This window comes from Niabella ginsenosidivorans (assembly GCF_001654455.1).
GTDB classification, from domain to species: domain Bacteria; phylum Bacteroidota; class Bacteroidia; order Chitinophagales; family Chitinophagaceae; genus Niabella; species Niabella ginsenosidivorans.
The window spans coordinates 4,739,950-4,759,241 of the sequence record NZ_CP015772.1; the positions used below are offsets into that span (position 1 = coordinate 4,739,950).

Sequence of the window (19,292 nt, forward strand, 5' to 3'; positions counted from 1 at the left end):
TACAAAATAAATAAGTACCTGCAACGACCTATGATTTTTACTAAAATGAGACGGTTTTATGGCATTAAAGATTATAGATCATGGTTCCAAAGAATACCAGCAAATGGTAGATCTCCGCAATGAAATTCTGCGGAAACCTTTGGGGCTGGTATTAACGGAGGAAGATATTAATGCCGACAAAAACAATGTGCTGATCGGTGCCTTTGAAGATGAAAAAATGCTGGGATGCTGTATGCTTGTAAAACAATCAGACCGGATTGTTTTACTGCGCCAGATGGCGGTGCTGAATGATCTGCAGGGGAAGGGAATCGGTAAAGCCCTGATGCAGTTTGCGGAAAACATTGCAAGGGATATGGGCTACCGCGAAATATCGATGCAGGCGCGCAAGAATGCATCCGGCTTCTATGAAAAAATGGGGTACCGGGAAGCGAGCAATGAGTTTACAAATCTGACGATCCCCCACGTCATTATGAAAAAATACATCTGACGGCGTTATTTGCCTTTTACCTTGTTCATTAACAGATGCCGGAGCCGGGAAACCTCCTCACTGTTTCCACAGGCCGATTTGGGCACCAGCAAAAAAGACCGTTCGTCAAAATACAAATGAAAAAAATGAGGGCTTTCCTTATAACCGGCCAATACAGTATAAGGCCAGCTTCTTTTACCTTTTGAATGCTCCAGCGTAAAGTCATTGTCATCAAAATACATGGTAAAATGATGCTTAAAGGTTGCTGCCTTTCTGTAAACCAGGCCGGGAAGCACAAACCACAGACTGATCATTAACAACAACCAGAGAAATGAATTGATCAGAAAGGCTGTGGGCGTTATTTTATGCAGTGCATACAATACCAGCGCCAGGGCTGCAAATACATTTACCAGGATAATCATGATCCTGATCTCTCTCTTGGAAATGAAATGATAGCGCAATGCCTGTATTACCTGCTTTTTATCATAACCAAAATTGATCGTCATATTTTTATTGTTTAAAGCGGAAGGGGCTGCAGGGCTAAAGATAAATGTTAAACGGAGAAATCACAGCCGGTCTGAAAAAAATACTTATCCCCGGTCAGTACAAATAAAAAGCGAACCCCGGTTAAAGGTCCGCTTTTTATACTGTTCTATTACATTTCTGTTAACGATTCATCATTGATTTGGCCTCAATGCTAAGAGTGGCATGGGGCACTGCACGCAAACGCGCCTTATCTATTAAATGACCGGTTACGCGGCAAATGCCATAGGTTTTGTTCTCTACACGCATTAACGCTTTTTCAAGGTGATCAATAAAAGTGATCTGGCGGCTGGCCAGCTGGCTCAGCTGTTCCCGCTCCATGCTTACACTGCCATCCTCCATGGTCATATAACGGCCTTCATCCATATCGCCGCCCTCATCCCTGCGGGTAATCAATCCCTGTAAATAAGCCAGCTCTTTTTTAGCTGCATCCAGCTTTTTTAAAATGATCTCTTTAAACTCGGCCAGGTCGCTATCGGAATAACGGACTACTGATGGAGCTTTTTCTACCGCAGGGGTATCCAAGACACTCTTTGTAAAATCCGGCTGATATTTTACCGAACTCTTAGTAGACAGTTTGGGAACCACTACCTTTTTAGGAGCTTTTGCTTCTTTTTTATCTTCTTTTTTTGCCACTATTTTTTCTGTTATGGGAGTTTCTTTTACTGTCGACTTTTTTTCAACTGTTTTTTTTGCGGGAGGTGCTACCGCTTTTTTAACCGGGGCCTTAGCTTTTACCACAGGCTTTGCCGCAGCCTTTTTAACCACAGCTTTTTTTGCCGCAGCTTTTGCTTTCGCCGCAGGCTTTGCCGCTTTTTTGGAAGCCACAGCTTTTGCTGCCGGGCGGGCCGGCTTTGCTGCTGCTTTTACGGCGGGCTTACCCGCTTTTTTTGTTACAGCGGCCACTTTTCCGCCTACGGAACGGACAGGTTTTGCCGGCGCCGCTTTTTTACTTGCTGAACGGGTTGGTTTAGTGGTTGTTTTTTTCTTTGTAGCCATCTTTTGTTACCCTTTTTTTGTTACAATCGTATATAACTTATGTTCGTTCACCTCAATTTCAGCGCCACCTGATGTAATCGGACTAAAATCCAGATCATCTGCCAAAATTTCTGCGCAAATATAGTCTTTATACGTGTTTAACGAATTTTTTAATGTAGGATTTGTGTCAATTTGTACTGAAATACGATCAGTTACATCAAAATTGCTATCCTTCCTTATTTTTTGAATACGGTTTATAAATTCCCGCGCGTCGCCTTCCTGTTTCAGGGCTTCTGTAATGGTAATGTCTAACGCCACGGTGAGGGCGCCTTTGTTGGCTACCGTCCATCCGGGGATGTCTTCACTGCTGATGTCCACCTCGTTGCTCTGAATGGTTATCTTTTCGCCGTCAATATCCAGTTCTGTCTGTCCGTTCTTTTCCAGATTGCTGATATCCTCCTGACCGAAATCAGCCAGTGCATTCGAAACCGCTTTCATTTTAGGGCCCAGCTTTTTACCCAACGCTACAAAGTTGGGCTTGATTTTTTTCTTTATAAATCCTTCGGTATCAACCAGGTATTCTGTCTCCTTAATATTAACTTCCGATTTGATCAGCTCCTCCACCTTTTCCAGTTGTTCTTTCATAGAAGGGTTCAGCACAGGAATTAATACCTTTTGTAACGGTTGACGCACCTTAATGTTCACTTTTTTGCGTAAAGACAGGATCAATGAAGAAATATCCTGAGCCAGCTGCATCCTTTCTTCCAGCGCTTTATCAATGGCTGCTTCATCTGCTTTGGGAAAAAGAGCATGATGTACTGATTCCACGTCAAAGTGCCGGGCAACGGCATTCAGGTTACGGAAAACCGCATCACTGAAGAAGGGAGCTACCGGGGCCATTAAGCGCACAACGGTTTCCAGGCATTCAAATAAGGTCTGGTAAGCCGAAATTTTATCTGCTTCATATTCTCCTTTCCAAAACCTTCGACGGCAAAGTCTTACATACCAGTTACTTAAGTGCTCATCCACAAAATCTTCGATCAGCCGGCCGGCCTGGGTAGGCTCATAATCATCCATAGCCGCCGTAACATCTTTTACCAGGGTGTTAAGAGAAGAAATGATCCAGCGGTCAATTTCCGGCCGTTCATTCAGCGGAATCCGGGCTTCGCTGAAGGTAAACCCGTCCACGTTTGCATAAAGCGCAAAGAACTGGTAAGTATTGTATAGGGTACCAAAGAATTTTCGCTGCACTTCCTTTATACCGTCGATATCAAATTTCAGGTTATCCCATGGAGAGGCGTTTGTAATTAAATACCAACGCGTTGCATCTGCGCCAAAGGTTTCGATGGTAGTAAAGGGATCTACCACGTTGCCCAGCCGCTTGCTCATTTTATTGCCATTTTTATCCAGCACCAGGCCATTGCTTACTACTGTTTTGTAAGCTACGCTATCAAACAACAGTGCTGCAAGGGCATGCAGGGTATAAAACCATCCGCGGGTCTGGTCTACACCTTCACAGATAAAGTCAGCGGGGAAGTTGGTGTCAAACGGCTGGTTGAACGGCTGCGGATCACCGGCTTTTAACTTATCATAGTCCAGCCCCCATTGTGCATAGGGCATGGCACCACTGTCGAACCATACATCGATCAGATCCGGTTCCCGGCGCATGGGTTTGCCGGAATCGCTCACCAGTACCACTTCATCTACATAGGGTTTATGTAGATCCAGGATGCCTTCATGCAGATAATTCTTATTGATTTCACCGCCCAAAACCTCGCTGGCCTTCCTTATTTCACTGTTCAGTTCCCCGATAGAGCCGATACATTTCATTTCGCTGCCATCTTCGGTAGACCAGATGGGTAATGGGGTGCCCCAGAAACGGCTGCGGCTCAGATTCCAGTCTACCATATTCTCCAGCCAGTTGCCAAAGCGGCCTTCACCGGTTGATTTTGGTTTCCAGTGAATGGTTTTGTTCAGCTCCACCATCCGGTTGCGCAATGCTGTGGTTTTGATGAACCAGGCATCCAGCGGGTAATATAATATCGGCTTATCGGTACGCCAGCAGTGGGGGTAATTGTGCTCATATTTTTCTACCTTAAAAGCACGGTTCTCTTTTTTCAGCTTTACTGAAATATCCACGTTTACATCCACATAACCGGGCTCATCCTTATAATCCTTCACATAACGGCCGCTGAACTCACCGGTACCGTCAATAAATTTCCCCGTACGGTCTACCAGCGTGAGAATGCCGATATTGTTTTTCTTACCTACTTTATAGTCATCCGCGCCAAAGGCCGGTGCAGTATGCACAATACCTGTTCCGTCTTCAGTTGTTACAAAGTCGCCCACCATTACTTTAAAAGGAGTGGCTCCGGGAGTAATTTCCTGTATTTTCTCCAGGGAGTTGGATTCAAAGGGTAATAACTGCTCATATTCAATGCCTGCCAGCTCATCGCCTTTAAAGGTGGCGAGGATCTTCCAGGGCAGCACCTCACCCCCGGCCCCTCTCCCTCCAGAGAGGGGGGTATAATTTTCAAAATCACCATTTTCCCCTTCTGCCTTAAAATATTTGCTGACGAGGGGTTTGGCAATGATCACATTTACCGGAATGTGGGTATAAGGATTAAAGGTTGTTATAAGGACATAATCAATATTGCCTCCAACGGTCAGCCCCAGGTTGGAGGGCAGCGTCCAGGGAGTGGTGGTCCAGGCCATGAAGAAGACTTCGGCAGGCTCGGCCTCAACCCCCTCTGTATCTCTCCCAAAGGGGGAGACCTTTGTGGTTTCTTTAAACAGGAACTCACTTTTATTATTACGCACGGCCTTAAACAGCACGGTGGCGCTGGTATCTTTTACATCTTTATAGGTACCCGGCTGGTTCAGCTCGTGGGAGCTTAACCCGGTACCGGCAGCAGGGGAATAGGGCTGAATGCTTACACTTTTATACAATAACCCCTTATTATATAACTGCTTCAGTAAATACCAGAGCGTTTCTATGTATTCATTTTTAAAGGTAATATAGGGATCATTCAGGTCTACCCAATAGCCCATTTTACGGGTAAGATCATCCCACTTATCCTTAAACCGCAGCACCGCTTCCCGGCATTTCTGGTTGTATTCCTCTACAGATATTTTTTTGCCGATGTCTTCCTTGGTAATGCCCAGCTCCTTTTCCACTCCCAGCTCTACCGGCAGCCCGTGGGTATCCCAGCCGCCTTTGCGTTTTACCTGGAAGCCCTGCATCGTTTTATAACGGCAAACCAGGTCTTTGAGCGTGCGTGAAATAACATGGTGAATACCCGGCATACCATTGGCGCTGGGAGGGCCTTCATAAAAAACAAAGGACGGCGCCCCGTTGCGCAGGGAAACGCTTTTTTCAAAAGCCTGTTCTGCATTCCAGTTTGCCAGCACTTCCTGCTCTATGGAGGGCAGGTTCAAACCCGTAAATTCTCTGTATTTCACACTCATATTAACCAAAAAATGAGTGCAAAGGTACGAAATATAATTATGGTACGGAACAACCAAAAACCAGGGTAAAAACGATTTAACAGCTTTACTAAGCACGCCATCTTACACAGCGGCCAAGGAAATACGGCGACATAAAGGGGACTTGTGGGACAGGCAGTTATTTGATTTTACAGTAAAATTCAGCTTAAAAGGAAACACTTAATTATTCTATTAAAAAAGCCGCCCGTATGAACATACGGAGCGGCACTTATACAATACATGAAGAAAAAACTATTGAATATGCTTTGCCAGCACGGCGCCCACTTTTGCATTGACATCTGAGGCGGTAAGCTTCTTTTCCTTCCATTCATCGGCCATAGAAAACAGCTGGGTCATCAGGTCTTCATTGCCTACTTTTTCCGTCAGCTTAATTTGATCCTTGGCATTCAGCACTTTTTCCCATTCCTGCTCCAGGGCCAGCCAAAAGCCTTTGTATTCTTCCCAGTATTTTTCGCCGGCGGCGCAATCTTCCTTATCCACTCTTTCATAGCCATTCAGCCCCCGTTCTTCCACCAGCAGCTTATCTGTTCCATTTGCGCGGATGATCTTTTTGTTTTCCTGGTTGTGGTCATATCCCTTATCCGTAATTACCAGGCGGTTGGTACGGTTCAGGATGTTATAGTCGGAGCGTTGGGTATATTCTCTCCGGGGCAGCGGGGCATCCGCTGTATTTTCCCAGATCATGTGGCCGTTTACCAGTTGCCAGGGAGCGCTGCCCTGGTAGCGGGGGGCATCGGTTACTTCCCATACGGACTGCGACCATTTGCCTTTTACATCAGCAGCAGGCAGGGTTACTTTTTCCCAAACCTTATCGCCTTTATACACCCATTGCACGGGGTTTTCATAGGTCCAGTCTTCCCTCCAGTGTTTTACAATGGTACCGTTGCCCATTACCAGCAGGTGCTGGATCACCACTTTTTTATCCGTATTTACCAGCGGCAGGGCCAGCTCGGTAACGCCCATGATCTGCTCTCGGTCGTGGAATTTATAATCCTTTTCCGGGGCAAAGGTTTCTGCATATTTAAAGCTTACTTCAAAGCAACCGCAGATCTTGTCGATGTTTTCTTTGCCGTTTTGGGCCATGGCAGGAGCTGAGAGCATCGCAGCCATAGCTATACCTAATAATTTATTCATTGAATCGTTTTTGATAGTTCGGGATTAAATTTAAAATTACTTAATAAGTTCGTATTGTATCTCGGGCTTGCCGCGGGTGCCGCCGTCATCAACAACAGTGGGATAACCAACAGGCCCCATTGCAATAAATTTCAACTTGTAATAATTTCCGGATGCATCTTTAATAATATAAAATCTATCGTGCTTTATACCAGCAGGAGTACCAGCCGTTGCACGCCAATTAGAGCCAATTGTCCATCTGTCACTAGAAAATGTATATTTCGCTACGCTGTCTTTATTAAACTTTGTAAATGCGTCGCTGGCAACTGCATCTCCACTATATACCCGCTCAAAAGCCTGCACACCATTTAATTGATTCAGCGCTACTAAATCGGAAAAAGGATACATTACATCTACACCAAAATTAGTTTTGTATGCCGAATAGGTCCATTCTATATCCCATTCAATTTTAGCAGGAAAACCACTTACAGTATTTCCGTTATCAAGAGATATGTAAACAAAATCTCCATCACCGGTTTTAGAAATCGAAAGAGTATTATATGTATTTGCGGTCAATGGGGCATATTGCAAGGTGTAGCCGTTACTGTTTCTCAAAACTCTAAGTTTCATATATTGATTTTGTGACCTGACAATACCGCCACCAGTACCACGGTTTAAAATAAATACCTTATTATCCGTTTCTGTGGCAGACGCACTGATTAATGTTTGAGAAATATTTCCGTTGAGATTATCCATCATAGTAAAATCTGCAGCAGTAGGAACGTTTTGGTCAAATTCCAATTTTAGACCAACAGTGTCCGCGCTACCAACCGCGTTCAAATCTGTTTTTGTAGTTGCCTTTGCATAAGCAACAGCAGTATTATTAATAATAGCCCTGAAATCAGATCCTGTATAAAATCCCAGATCCCAGTTTTTTCTTGCAACTGTATATTGCTTGTCTGCGCTAAAATCAACAAATACAGAATTTGCCGCTTTAGAGCCATCACCACCTTCTGATCCGTCAAGCCCATTTAACGTCATTTGAGAACCAGACGACGGCGGCACAATAATCAGCGGGTCCTTATCCTTACTGCAAGAGGCCAATGCAGCTACTGCTACCGAAATCATTAAAATTTTCTTCATATTGTTTGTTGTTTATTTTTTAAAAAACTGATAGGCTATTCCCAAAAAGTAAGACCTGCCATAGCTGATGGGCAGCGGTCCGCCGGTGCTGTGCACACCGCCACTGGTGGCAGTGCTGTTGATATTGTTGATGTTAAAAATATTTTTTACCCCTGCCTGTACGGTAAATGTTTTAAGAAAGGTTTTTGTGGCGGTAAAATCCATCCAATGGTAGGCATTCACTTTGGTAAGCATTACATCATCGGGGTTACTGTCTGATAGCTGGTAGCCATTGCGCACACCGGTAAACTTATATAGCAGCGCCAGGCCCGTATTTATTTTACGGAGGGTATAAAAAACATTGGCAGTTACTTCCGGCGACCAGTTGAACCGGGGCACCTCCCGGTTCAGGCCTTCTTCATTGCTTAAATCATTGTACCGGCCTACATATAATATACCTGCATTTACCTGCCACTGGTTGTACAGGAGACTTTGTTCAAAAGAAATACCGGTTGTTTTAAATTTAGATACATTAAACAGGCGCGTGGTTTTATTATCAGAGGGGTCTACCGCATAATCGATCAGATCATCAAACACATTATAAAACCCGCACAGCACACTGGTGGCTTTTATCCGGTCATTTTTATACTGCCAGTTTAAGGAACCGTTGAAGCTGTTGGAAGTTTCCGCTTTCAGATCTTTATTACCAAAAATGGAATGGTTGGCATCCACAAAATCAAAGTATAGTTCCCGCAGGGCAGGTGCCCGGTAGCCTTTTGCATAAGACAGCCTTAGATCCAGAGCATCTGTTAAACTGATCTTTGTATTTAATGCCGGTACAACAGGTGGTGCATCATATACCGAGTTTTTTATAGCTCTTAGTCCCGGGCGCAGTATCAGCCAGCTTACCGGTTTCCATTCCGCCGAAGCAAAAAGTGCAAGGTCATTAATGGTAGGCGAACCGTCTATTCTTTGTCCGGAAGCTGCGTTGTGATTTATTTCAATGCCGGGCTGAAAAGACAACCGGTCATTAGCCCTGTAATAAACCTGTGTTCTGAAGAACAAGGTGGTGAATTTTGCCGTGTCCTGCTCACCGGCGCCGGTTGTCAGTTCTTCTGTACCCGTTGTAAAGTCGTGCCTTGTAGTTCTGGTGCGGCGGCTGTAATCCGTATAAGACAAAGCGGTATTCAGGCGCCATTTATTACTGATGCTCCAGTCGTCCTGCAACTGGTGCATCCAGCGGCGTGTAATATAACACTGATCGGTAGCTTTATAATTACCCATATTGATCTCCCCTTTTGAAGTAATGGTTTCATCTAAACCATCCAGCCGGTAATACACTGTATTCTTTTCGGTACGGATGCCGGCTATCATGTTTCCTAAATACTGTTCTTTTGGCTTCCAGCTTTTAGCTCTTCCGTAGGCATCACCTCCAAACCCTTCATGATCCATATGCGTAAATCCGCCATTAATGAAAAACGCATTTTTACCAAAAGCCGCATTTAAAGATTGCAGATGTGCGCCTTTATTACCCAGAAAACTGTATTCATCGCCGGCAGTTTCCTCCTGCACACGGGCCCCTGCGCTGAAATGATTGCCCGTAACTCTCTTGGTAATGATATTAATAACGCCCGCCAACGCATCAGAACCGTAAATAACACTCATAGGGCCTTCTACAATTTCAATGCGCTCAATGTTCTGCACATCGATCTGGCCCAGGCTTTCGCGCGCATCATTACGGTCGGTAAGGGGTACACCATCCAGTAAAATCTTTACCCCACGCCCGCTCATGCCCATCAGCTCTATATCTGCTACGCCTAATGTATTATCATTACTGATGCGAATGCCCGCCTGTGTATTTAATACCTGGAGCAGGTTTACAGGCGCTTTTGCTTTTATTTCATCCGCGGAAATGACCTTTATATTAAAAACAGAGTTTTTTAAAGACTGCGGCCGGTATTGGCCGGTAGTGACTACCACACTGTCCATTTCTACCATTTTACCTTCAGGTTGTGCGAAGGAATTGCCTGCTATGAATACCAGCAGCAACAAGCAGCTATATTTCAGAATATCACCCGGACCCATTAAAATCAAATATGCGCGAAGGTGGCTTTATATGCCTGTATTGATTTCCGGAATCGGGAAAAGAAGTTTCGAGATCCGGAAAAATTCCAGGCCACCATAAAACGATCGGAATTTTGTAGGTTCGTGCCATGTTATCAACGCCTGAGCTATTGACCGGATTCTGCAACAGTGTTGACCAATGGATCGGCTACCTGGATGCTTATACCCTGCAGCAATTACAACAGCGGCCGGCACCTGACAGCTGGTCGCTGGGCCAGGTTTATCAGCATCTTATCAGCGATACCCGCTTTTATACAGAACAAATGGAAGCAGCCATGGCAACCGATGAGCATGCTGACTGTGCCATGACGCCCGAAGCCGCCGCCCTGTTTGCCGTGAACAGCTTCCCCAACAAGCCACTGGCAAACCCTTTTAATGACATTCACCTTCAGCAACCGGAAAGCAAAGAACAGCTTCGCAGGCAGCTCACCGGCATCCGGGAGAAAGTATGCCAGTTATTCAAAAACGCCTCTATAAGAAAGGGCAAAACACTGCATCCCGGCTTTCAGTATTTTAATGCCGCGGAATGGCTGCAATTTGCAGATATGCATTTACGGCACCACCTGTGGCAAAAAGAAAAGATCGATAAAGCAATTTTGCAGGCGTAATCCACGATCAGTTTTTTAATTCTTTATCCCGTTTTTCAAATAAAATGAATCAGGGTTCGTGCATGCGCGCCCTGACAAGAAAAATCATGCCGTCACCTGAGTTTTCCATTTGCAAAAACAAAATCATCCGAAAGTTCGGATGAGGCGATGACAATCCTTCTTAGGGGTTACCCTGAAGATGTCATCCTGTACCTGTTCCGGAATCTGTTTTTGTTTCAGGGCCTGTTGAGCGATACTATAACATAGATACTGAAATACCCGTCCGACCGGGGTCATCTGGTCAGGAGCACAGCATGACAAAAACAGGATTGGTTTTCAACGTATCATGTAATCTGTCATTGGCAGGCAATTATAAAGACGTTGCATTTAAGCTTATTGGGTGACAATTTTTTCAATCGTCATCCCCGCTACCGGCCGGCAGGTGCTCCGCTATGCTGCGGTCGAATCCGATGACTATCAGATAACGGAGCTATATATTGTTGATCTCAAAACAATACAGCATTTGTCAATAACAGGCAATCATAAAGCGTTGCTTTTAAATTCTTTAAAATGACAGGAGCCTGTCGAACTGTTAACGAAGCCTTGAGCGATGGCTATTATGTCCCTTCGTCAGGGTGACATTTTACCAGGCCTGTTACCAATCCGGATGCTGTTTGAACCGCTTGTAACAGTTTCACCCCTGTGGGGAAAATGACAATAGCCCGGAAAACAACCCCCTTATTACCAAAATCAATGGTTTAAAATATTCAGACAGCTTGTTTTCAGGCTGTTTACGCCCTTTTTTCCACAGTTTGTTGATATCTTTAAAAACGCTATTTTTGCCAACCTTTTTAATACTATATATTAATTAACAATGTCAGTAATACAGAACATTCAGGACAAGTATGGCAAGGTGATGGCGATTATCATCGGGATAGCCCTGGTTATATTTGTTGTGATGCTTGCTTTTGAGAACAGAGGAAGCCTTTTTAGCGGAGATGTAAGAACAATCGGAAAAGTTAACGGCGAAAAAATCGACTTCCAGGATTTTAACAATATGGTTGATCAGACCACCCAGATGATGCAGGCCCGCGGAATGAGTGGTGGTGAAGGCGCTGCCCAGCAGGCCAATGAGCAGGCCTGGAACCAGGAGGTTTCACGCATTTTGCTGGATCAGGAAACAAAGAAGCTGGGGTTGGATGTAGGCCGTAAAGAACTGAATGACCTGCTGTTTGGTGCAAATCCGCCACAGGAAATAGCACAGGGTTTTACCAATCCTCAAACCGGGCAGTTTGATGCTGCCGCGGCCCAGGCGCAGATTAACCAGATCAAATCCAAAGGAACTGCGGAGCAAAAAGCACAGCTGGGCGCTTTCCTGAACCAGCTGGCCTTTCAGCGTACTGCGGAAAAATTTGATGCATTACTGACCACCAGCATCAATTTTCCAAAATGGATGCTTCAGAAACAGCAGGCAGACGATGCCTTACTGTCAAAAGTGTCTTATGTAAGGGCCCCGTATACCAGCATTTCTGACTCTGCGGTTAAAGTAACCGATGCCGATATACAGGCATATATCGATAAGCATAAAAAAGATTTTAAGCAAACAGAAAGCCGCAGCATTTCCTATGTTGCCTTTAACGCAGACCCAAGCCCTGCAGACAGTATGGAAGCAAAAAAGCGGATCCTTGAATTAAAACCGGCATTCGACAGCACGCACAATGTAAAAGATTTCCTGGTAAGCCAGGGCATCAATAATTATTATGACGGCTTTATCAACAGTAACCGTATACAGGTGCCGATGAAGGATTCTATATTAAAAGTGGGCACCGGGAATATTTATGGCCCTTATGTTGACGGCAATTCTTATGCACTGGCAAAAATTGTTGCCACAGCAACGATACCGGATACCGTTAAGGTACGCCATATTTTAGTGGGCACAATACAACAGGATCCGCAAACCGGCCAGCAGATCCCCATAAGGGATACTGCAACCGCACATCACCTGGCAGACAGCCTGTACCAGGTTTTACAAAAGGGTGGAAACTTTGATACACTGGTAGCTAAATTTTCAGACGACCCGGGTAAAACACAAAACAGAGGTACTTATGACAATGTACCTTCCGGTCAAATGATGCCTGCTTTTAATGACTATATATTTACCCATCCCGTAGGAAGCAGGGGCATTGTAAAAACCGACTATGGTTACCATATTATTGAGGTGCTGGCAGCTAAAGGAAGCGGAACCGGCTACAAAATAGCCTATGTAACCAAGCCTATTGAAGCCAGCCAGGAAACAGATAATGCAGCAAATGCGGCGGCTACCAAATTTGCATCCCGGGCTACTGACCAGAAATCATTTAACGCTGCTGCAGCCAAACTGCAATCAGAAAAGGGAATTTATAAATCCGTTGCATCTGATATTCCGCCTACCGGCGCTACATTACAGGGGCTGGGCACATCCAGGAACTTTGTAAAGAGCATTTATAACGCAAAAGTAGGCGAGGTCATACAGCCCACCCGTGTAGGCTCTTTTTACGTGGTTGGCCTGGTTACAGAAATTAACGAGGAGGGAACCATGAGCCCTGCCAAGGCACGGATGATGGTAGAACCTTTGCTGGTGAACCAGAAAAAAGCAAAAATACTTACTGACAGGATCGGGAAAGTAACCACACTGGAAGCCGTTGCCGCTACCCTGAAAACGCAGGTTGAAACAGCAGACAGTCTCCGGTTTAATGCCCAAACACCCACAGCCCTGGGATTTGAGCCAAAAGTGATCGGAGCTTCTTTTAACAAGGAAAATCTGAACAAGGTGGTTCCGGAGCCCATTGCCGGCACACAGGGTGTTTATGTAATTAAAGTGGATAATTTAATAAGCACACCAACAGAAACGCAAGATGTTGAGGCATTACGTAAAATGCGTTATATGCAGGCGAAACAACAGGCGCAGTTCCAGTCGCTACAGGCGCTGCGGGAAGCTGCTGATATTAAAGACTACAGGAGCAAATTTTATTAATAGAATTACAACAGTATATAAAAAAACAGTCCATCTTCTTGACGGGCTGTTTTTTTATATGCTGGTTTCAGAGTAGAAGTAAGGGCTTCTTTTCAGAATCAGGCAGCTCAAAGTATGCTTGCCCCAGCCTTGCTTTAAGCTCGTTTTCAATAGGCACCGGCAATGCGGTATGGCAGCGTAAAGCCGCCTTCCTTCGCAACCTTTAGTTCCCCTGTATCCTATTGCAGCCTGAGGTTAAGAATACTACTTCGGGACTTGCAGCCCTGAGAATCGGCCGGATAAATATTTCATAGTTTTTATCCTAAAAATTTACCGTACAACAATCGCATTGCCGGCCGAATTAAGTACAGCATTCCCTAAATTAACCGGCACACCGTTTTTCCAGTATTTGGCTACCTTGCAGGTGCCGTTGTTTTCCCATCCTGATACATAAACATCATTACCAAAAACAGCAATGCCCGTAGCAGCGGAAGATGCTGTTGATAATTTTACAGGCACACCGTTCTTCCAGTATTTAGCAAAAGTCAGCCCGCTATGATAATAGTCTTCCTGTTCATATCCTGCCACATATACATCGTTTCCCACCACAAAAACAGCGGTGGCAACGCCTACTGAAGCAGTACCTGCGGTTAATGTTGTAGCCGTCCCGTCTTTCCAGATGGTGGCCATGGCCAACCCGGTTGTTGCATTATTTTGGCTGCCTGCCACATACTCATCGCTCCCGCTAACGAAAACAGCGTTGGCAAAGCAATGCTTATCGTTATTGGGTATGGTATTGGCCGGTATTATCCCGTTTATAAATTCCCAGGGCGAAAACCTTCCCTGTGAGTTGCGATAATATCCAACAGCATATATATTGTTGGCACTTACACAAATACCATAGCAGGAGCCATTGCCAAGCACTGTTTGTGATATAATGGGGTCATTTACATTTACCGATATTCCTGTTCCGTTCTTCCAATACCTCGGAATGTCAAACCCGTTTACTACTTCCCAACCACCTACGTGTACATTGTTTCCGTTTACAGCGATGGCATTGGCTACTGATGCCCCTGTGCCAAGCGTGGTTTTAACGCCGTTTTTCCAGTAGTTGGCCAATTGTAAGTTATTTATTCTTTCACTTCCGGCTGCATACACATCATTGCCGGTTATACAAATGGAAGTCAGAGCCGATTCCTCCGTGCTTAGCGTATCAGCAGCGCCGTTTTTCCAATAGATGGCTAAAGCATGGGCAGCATTGTTTTGAGAACCTGCTACATATACATCGGGCACATAGGTAATGTTGCCGCCACTTGCGGTTTGATTGCCTGTTTTTATTTTCACTTCACCGCCGGTAGCTCCTACGGCCGGGACGATTACTTTCAACTCCGCTGCCGTAGCCGATTGTACGGTAGCTGCCACATCATTGATGGTAACGGTATTGTTGGCGGCTGTGACAGAAAAATTGCTGCCCTCAATGGTAAGCGTATCCCCATAATGCAAAGTGGTTGTCGAAAGAGCGCTTATCCTGAGCGTGGTGTCCGGTGGTGTAATGGGCGTTACCGTAATGCCATTGTCTTTTTTGCAGGAAACCAATACAGACAGGTACAGCGCAAATGCTGCATAAGCTGCGGTGGTAAGGATGCTGCGGTTCATTGTTTTCATAAATGTGATTTTTTTTTACTTATTGTTCTTTTATGGCCTGTATTATTTTACTGTATGCTTTTGTTCCGTCTTTATCTACCTGCGCTATCCGTATGTAAATGTTACCGGGCATACCACGCTGTATTTCGCCGGAAGTTTTAGTACAGGAAATAAACGTGCTCACAAAAAATACCACGGCAGGCAGATGACGGTTTCTTTTACATACCGGCAATAACAGCATGGCCAGCAGGCCAAAACCGGCAACGCTCAAACTGGTCATATTAAGGCTGAAGCTGTATTGTACGGGCGTATCTGAATTGCCGGTCCCGGATTTTAGCGTTCCTATTTCTTTAAACAGTTTGCCATCTGATGAAGCCTCAATGACAAACCGGTCGTTATTTTTTTCTGTAAGGCAGGTAAAATTTACCTGCAAAGCATTTCCTTTTATAACTGCTGCAACATTTCCAAAAGTTACAGGTAGCCCGCTGTCGCCGGTAATAAGGGACAATGCCTGTAATTCAGTATCCTTCAATGCACGATTGTAAATGCGCACTTCGTCTATCATGCCATCGCTGTATTCGTCGGGGCCACTTAGGCTGCGCCCGATAGCATAGGTATTTACAGTATCCGAGCTAAAGACTTCGTGGTATTCTTTAGAACCAATCAGGTTGCCGTCCACATAAAATTTTGCAGTGTCCGTGAGCTTGCTATATGTTGCCGCAAGATGATGCCATTCGTTGAAGTTCCATGGATAATCACAACCGATGTAATTGGTATTGTAGCCCGACTCGAACAAAATCCCTCCGGAGGCCCAGTTGGCCTCCAGCAGCACCGAACCCCAGTCGTTATTTGGATCGTATTGTTCAAAAACAGCAAACACATTCCAGTTGTTGTACCAGTTGCGGATATTGATCCAGGCGGCAATCGTTACTTCTCCGGACGTATAAATTTTGGAGAGCGAAGGGCTTGCCGGTATCTCTATATAAGCACCCGTACCGTTAAAATCATACGCTGCATTTGCGGTGTTATTTCTATCAGCGGTAAGTGCAGCATTATGTACGATGCCGTTGTTGTCATTGCCGCTTGCATCATTGGCATTACCGTTGAAGGGCAGATAAAGCAACAGGCTGTCGTTAATAGCCTGTGCCCGTAACGATTGCACTGATAGCACCAAAAAAAGCAGCGCAAAAATGCGTTTCATTACTTTATAATGACTTTGAGATTTGACAGTTAAAGGTTTGACGAAAGAATTAAAGACATATTTCATTCGTAAATATTTTAAGTTTTTAATGGTTGAATGAACCCTTTGATTCAAAAAATTTTCATACCCCTATGTGAAAAAATGAAAATTTTTCTCATGCTGGTTTCATTTGCTTTTGATGGTTTTGGTAATTCAGGTGTAAAAGTAGCTTTGCACAGAGGGACGGTCAATCATTAAAAAAGATGATTTTTTAAATTACTAACCCCGTTTTTTACAAAAATCCCGTACATCATAGCCCGCGGTTTAAACCATGGGCTATGATGCGTCAAAAAAAATCATTAAAAAAGATGATAGACTGCATAGCTATTGCTGCTTTTATTTGCAATAACTTTAGAAGATGAAAAAAATTTTGCTGATAGTATTCCTTGGTCTCAGTACTATGACCTGTGTTGCACAGGGATTATTAAAAAAAGACAGCTTGCTGAAACTATTGGCCGCCGCAAAAGATGATACAGCAAAAGTGTTATTATATATAAACATTGGCAACCAATATGAAATGGATGATCCGCAAGTCGCCGGGAAATATTACCAAATGGCTGGCAATCTGAGCAAACACCTTCACCACAAATTAGGTATTATAAAATACATCTCAAACTATACGGCCATTCTTAATATGGCCGGTAAATTCGATAGCGCATTATTATTAAACAAACAATCTTTTCAGATTGCAAGGGAATTAAATAACAAATTATATATTGCTAAAACAGCAGCCAATATTGGTAATAGTTTTAATTATTTAAGCGAATACGATAGTGCCATTTATTATTACGAAACTGCAGGAAAATATTTTGAAGATATGGGTAACAACTACCTTTTGGCCAGGATGTATGAAATGGAGCAACTTGTTTACCAAAATATGAACCAGCACAAAAAAGCGCTGCAATATGGAGAAAAAGCGGTAAAAGAGTTAAGAATTTCAGGAGACAGTATTGATTTAGGTAGATGCCTGCTTAACCTTGCTAATAGTTATCAAGGCAATAATTTTCCCGACTCTGCACTGAGCTGTTATAAAGAAGCGTTGATCATTTCACAAAAAACAAATTATGCACAGGGGGAAGCAGCCAGCCTTTTGGGTATCGGTAATATTTATTTTCACCGCTATGATGCAGACCAAATGAAGCCTTGCTTTGAAAAAGCGCTTGCAATATCACAGCAATTAGGCGATCCGCAAGGTCAGTTAATAGCATCAAGAGGCATGGCGCTTTATTATCTTTTAAAAAAGGAGCTGAATAAGGCAAAAATATATTGTGCCGCTTCCGTAAAATTAGCCGATAGTTTAGGTACAAAATATGATAAATATGAGTCGATGCATGTCTTGTCTTCTATATTTTATGCACAGCATGATATTATAGAAGCTGAAAAAACAAGGGACAAAATGCAGGTGTTAGAAAACGAAATTAGAGGAGACGAGTTGCAACAGAAAACCATTTCAATAGAAAAGAAGTTTGAAACCGAGAAAAAGGAAGCACAGATAAAATTGCAGCAAACACAACTCAGGCAAAAAACTATGCTCAATTATTTGCTTTTTGTCGGGGCCGGGGCCCTACTGCTTATATCGCTGCTGGGCTACCGCAATCATCGCAACAGGCAAAAACTGCAACAGGCAAAGATTGATGAGCTTGAAACCGAAAAAAGGCTTACTGCTACCGAAGCTGTACTATTAGGGGAAGAACAGGAGCGCACGCGCCTCGCAAGAGACCTGCACGACGGGCTGGGCGGCATGTTGAGCGGTATAAAATTTTCATTAAGCAATATGAAAGAGAATTTAATTATGACGCCTGACAATGCGCAGGCTTTTGAGCGCAGCATGGATATGCTGGACAGCTCCATAAGGGAGATGCGCCGTGTGGCGCATAATATGATGCCCGAAATGCTGGTAAAATACGGATTGGATACAGCGCTGAAAGAGTTTTGCGATGAAATAACCCGCAGCGGCGTTACAACGGTGAACTATCAATCCGTTGCCATGCAGGACGCGGTCCTGGGGCAAACGCAATCCGTTACCATATATCGCATTGTGCAGGAGCTGGTAAACAATGCCATTAAACACGCCAATGCTCATAATGTGCTGGTGCAACTGCACCTGCACAGGCAGGAGCGATTGCTGGCCGTAACCGTAGAGAACAACGGCAGCGGGTTTGATACCAGGGCAATGACAGATACGGGCGGCATAGGCTGGAAAAATATCCAGAGCCGTGTAAATTTTTTACAGGGTAAGTTAGATATACAATCTGCTCCCGACAGCGGCACCTCCGTAATGATAGAAATTAATATCTGATGGCGGTAAGTATTTTTATAGTAGATGACCATTATATGGTAATTGAAGGCATCCGTTCTTTATTGCAGCATGAAAAGGAAATGGACTGGCTGGGGCATGCCACCAATGCCATGTCCTGCCTCAGCTTTCTAAGACAACAGCAGCCGGATATTATACTCATGGATGTGAGCCTGCCCGATAAAAACGGCACGGAACTGTGCAAAGAAGTAAAGCTGCTGTATCCTTCAGTATTTGTATTGGGCCTCAGCACATTTAACCAGCAGGCAGTTATCCGCAATATGATAGAAAACGGCGCATCGGGGTATGTGCTCAAAAACGCATCTAAAGAAGAATTGCTCGAAGCCATTGCGGCGGTAATAAAAGGCAAAACTTATTTAAGCCATGAAGCTGCGCTTTCCATGAAGGAAACGGTCAAAGATATTCCCCTTATTACCCGAAGGGAAAAGGAAATTCTGGCCCTCATTGCCGAAGGGCTTACCAACGCGGAAATATCCGAAAAGTTATTCATCAGTATTCCCACCGTAAACACGCATCGCAGAAGCCTTCTGGAAAAATTTGATGTAAAAAACACCGCTACGCTTATTGGCAGGGCAATAAAGACGGGATTGATATAAATATGTTTTACCCCTGCCTGTATTGCAGTTTTTCAACACGCTCAAAAAAAAGGAACCTAATAC

General features: G+C 44.3%; 13 protein-coding genes. 5 read left to right on the top strand and 8 right to left on the bottom strand.

The annotated features are described in order from the left end of the window. Nucleotides 1-58: 58 nt before the first annotated feature. Nucleotides 59-487: a GNAT family N-acetyltransferase gene (locus A8C56_RS20105; protein ID WP_067760079.1), complete on the top strand. Its 429-nt coding sequence runs from the start codon at nt 59-61 to the stop codon at nt 485-487. A gap of 5 nt (nt 488-492) precedes the next feature. On the opposite strand, the gene A8C56_RS20110 is transcribed toward A8C56_RS20105, so the two are convergent. From A8C56_RS20110 to A8C56_RS20135, 6 genes are all read right to left on the bottom strand, one after another. Then, a complete protein-coding gene (locus A8C56_RS20110; RefSeq protein WP_067760082.1) occupies nt 493-972 on the bottom strand; it encodes a YcxB family protein in 480 nt (159 codons plus the stop codon). Nucleotides 973-1,132: 160 nt separating this feature from the next. Then, nucleotides 1,133-2,008, bottom strand: a complete 876-nt coding sequence (locus A8C56_RS24200) for a TraR/DksA family transcriptional regulator (protein ID WP_084490303.1) — start codon at nt 2,006-2,008, stop codon at nt 1,133-1,135. A gap of 6 nt (nt 2,009-2,014) precedes the next feature. Next, nucleotides 2,015-5,455, bottom strand: coding sequence for an isoleucine--tRNA ligase (gene ileS / locus A8C56_RS20120; protein ID WP_067760085.1), 3,441 nt, complete (start codon nt 5,453-5,455; stop codon nt 2,015-2,017). 270 nt (nt 5,456-5,725) lie between these two features. Further along, nucleotides 5,726-6,628, bottom strand: coding sequence for a DUF6607 family protein (locus A8C56_RS20125; RefSeq protein ID WP_067760088.1), 903 nt, complete (start codon nt 6,626-6,628; stop codon nt 5,726-5,728). Between the two features lie 36 nt (nt 6,629-6,664). Continuing rightward, nucleotides 6,665-7,750, bottom strand: a complete 1,086-nt coding sequence (locus A8C56_RS20130; protein ID WP_067760090.1) for an HmuY family protein — start codon at nt 7,748-7,750, stop codon at nt 6,665-6,667. A 12-nt stretch (nt 7,751-7,762) separates the two neighbouring features. Further along, the gene (locus tag A8C56_RS20135; protein WP_157098042.1) at nt 7,763-9,814 is read right to left on the bottom strand and encodes a TonB-dependent receptor plug domain-containing protein; all 2,052 of its coding nucleotides are present in this window, start codon (nt 9,812-9,814) and stop codon (nt 7,763-7,765) included. 149 nt (nt 9,815-9,963) lie between these two features. Between A8C56_RS20135 and A8C56_RS20140 the strand changes: the two genes are divergently transcribed. Next, the gene (locus A8C56_RS20140; protein ID WP_169818805.1) at nt 9,964-10,461 is read left to right on the top strand and encodes a DinB family protein; all 498 of its coding nucleotides are present in this window, start codon (nt 9,964-9,966) and stop codon (nt 10,459-10,461) included. An 853-nt stretch (nt 10,462-11,314) separates the two neighbouring features. Next, nucleotides 11,315-13,453, top strand: coding sequence for a peptidylprolyl isomerase (locus A8C56_RS20145; RefSeq protein WP_067760098.1), 2,139 nt, complete (start codon nt 11,315-11,317; stop codon nt 13,451-13,453). Between the two features lie 309 nt (nt 13,454-13,762). On the opposite strand, the gene A8C56_RS20150 is transcribed toward A8C56_RS20145, so the two are convergent. Beyond that, nucleotides 13,763-15,097 carry an IPT/TIG domain-containing protein gene (locus A8C56_RS20150; RefSeq protein WP_067760101.1) on the bottom strand — a complete coding sequence of 445 codons (1,335 nt, stop codon included), beginning with the start codon at nt 15,095-15,097 and terminating at the stop codon, nt 13,763-13,765. Nucleotides 15,098-15,116: 19 nt separating this feature from the next. After that, nucleotides 15,117-16,277: a LamG domain-containing protein gene (locus A8C56_RS20155; protein ID WP_067760104.1), complete on the bottom strand. Its 1,161-nt coding sequence runs from the start codon at nt 16,275-16,277 to the stop codon at nt 15,117-15,119. Nucleotides 16,278-16,674: 397 nt separating this feature from the next. Between A8C56_RS20155 and A8C56_RS20160 the strand changes: the two genes are divergently transcribed. After that, nucleotides 16,675-18,615, top strand: a complete 1,941-nt coding sequence (locus tag A8C56_RS20160; RefSeq protein ID WP_067760107.1) for a tetratricopeptide repeat-containing sensor histidine kinase — start codon at nt 16,675-16,677, stop codon at nt 18,613-18,615. Next, nucleotides 18,615-19,229 (top strand): response regulator, encoded by a 615-nt coding sequence (locus A8C56_RS20165; RefSeq protein ID WP_067760109.1) that lies wholly within the window; start codon nt 18,615-18,617, stop codon nt 19,227-19,229. The genes A8C56_RS20160 and A8C56_RS20165 overlap by 1 nt, the downstream gene beginning before the upstream one ends. The last annotated feature ends 63 nt before the right edge of the window (nt 19,230-19,292 follow it).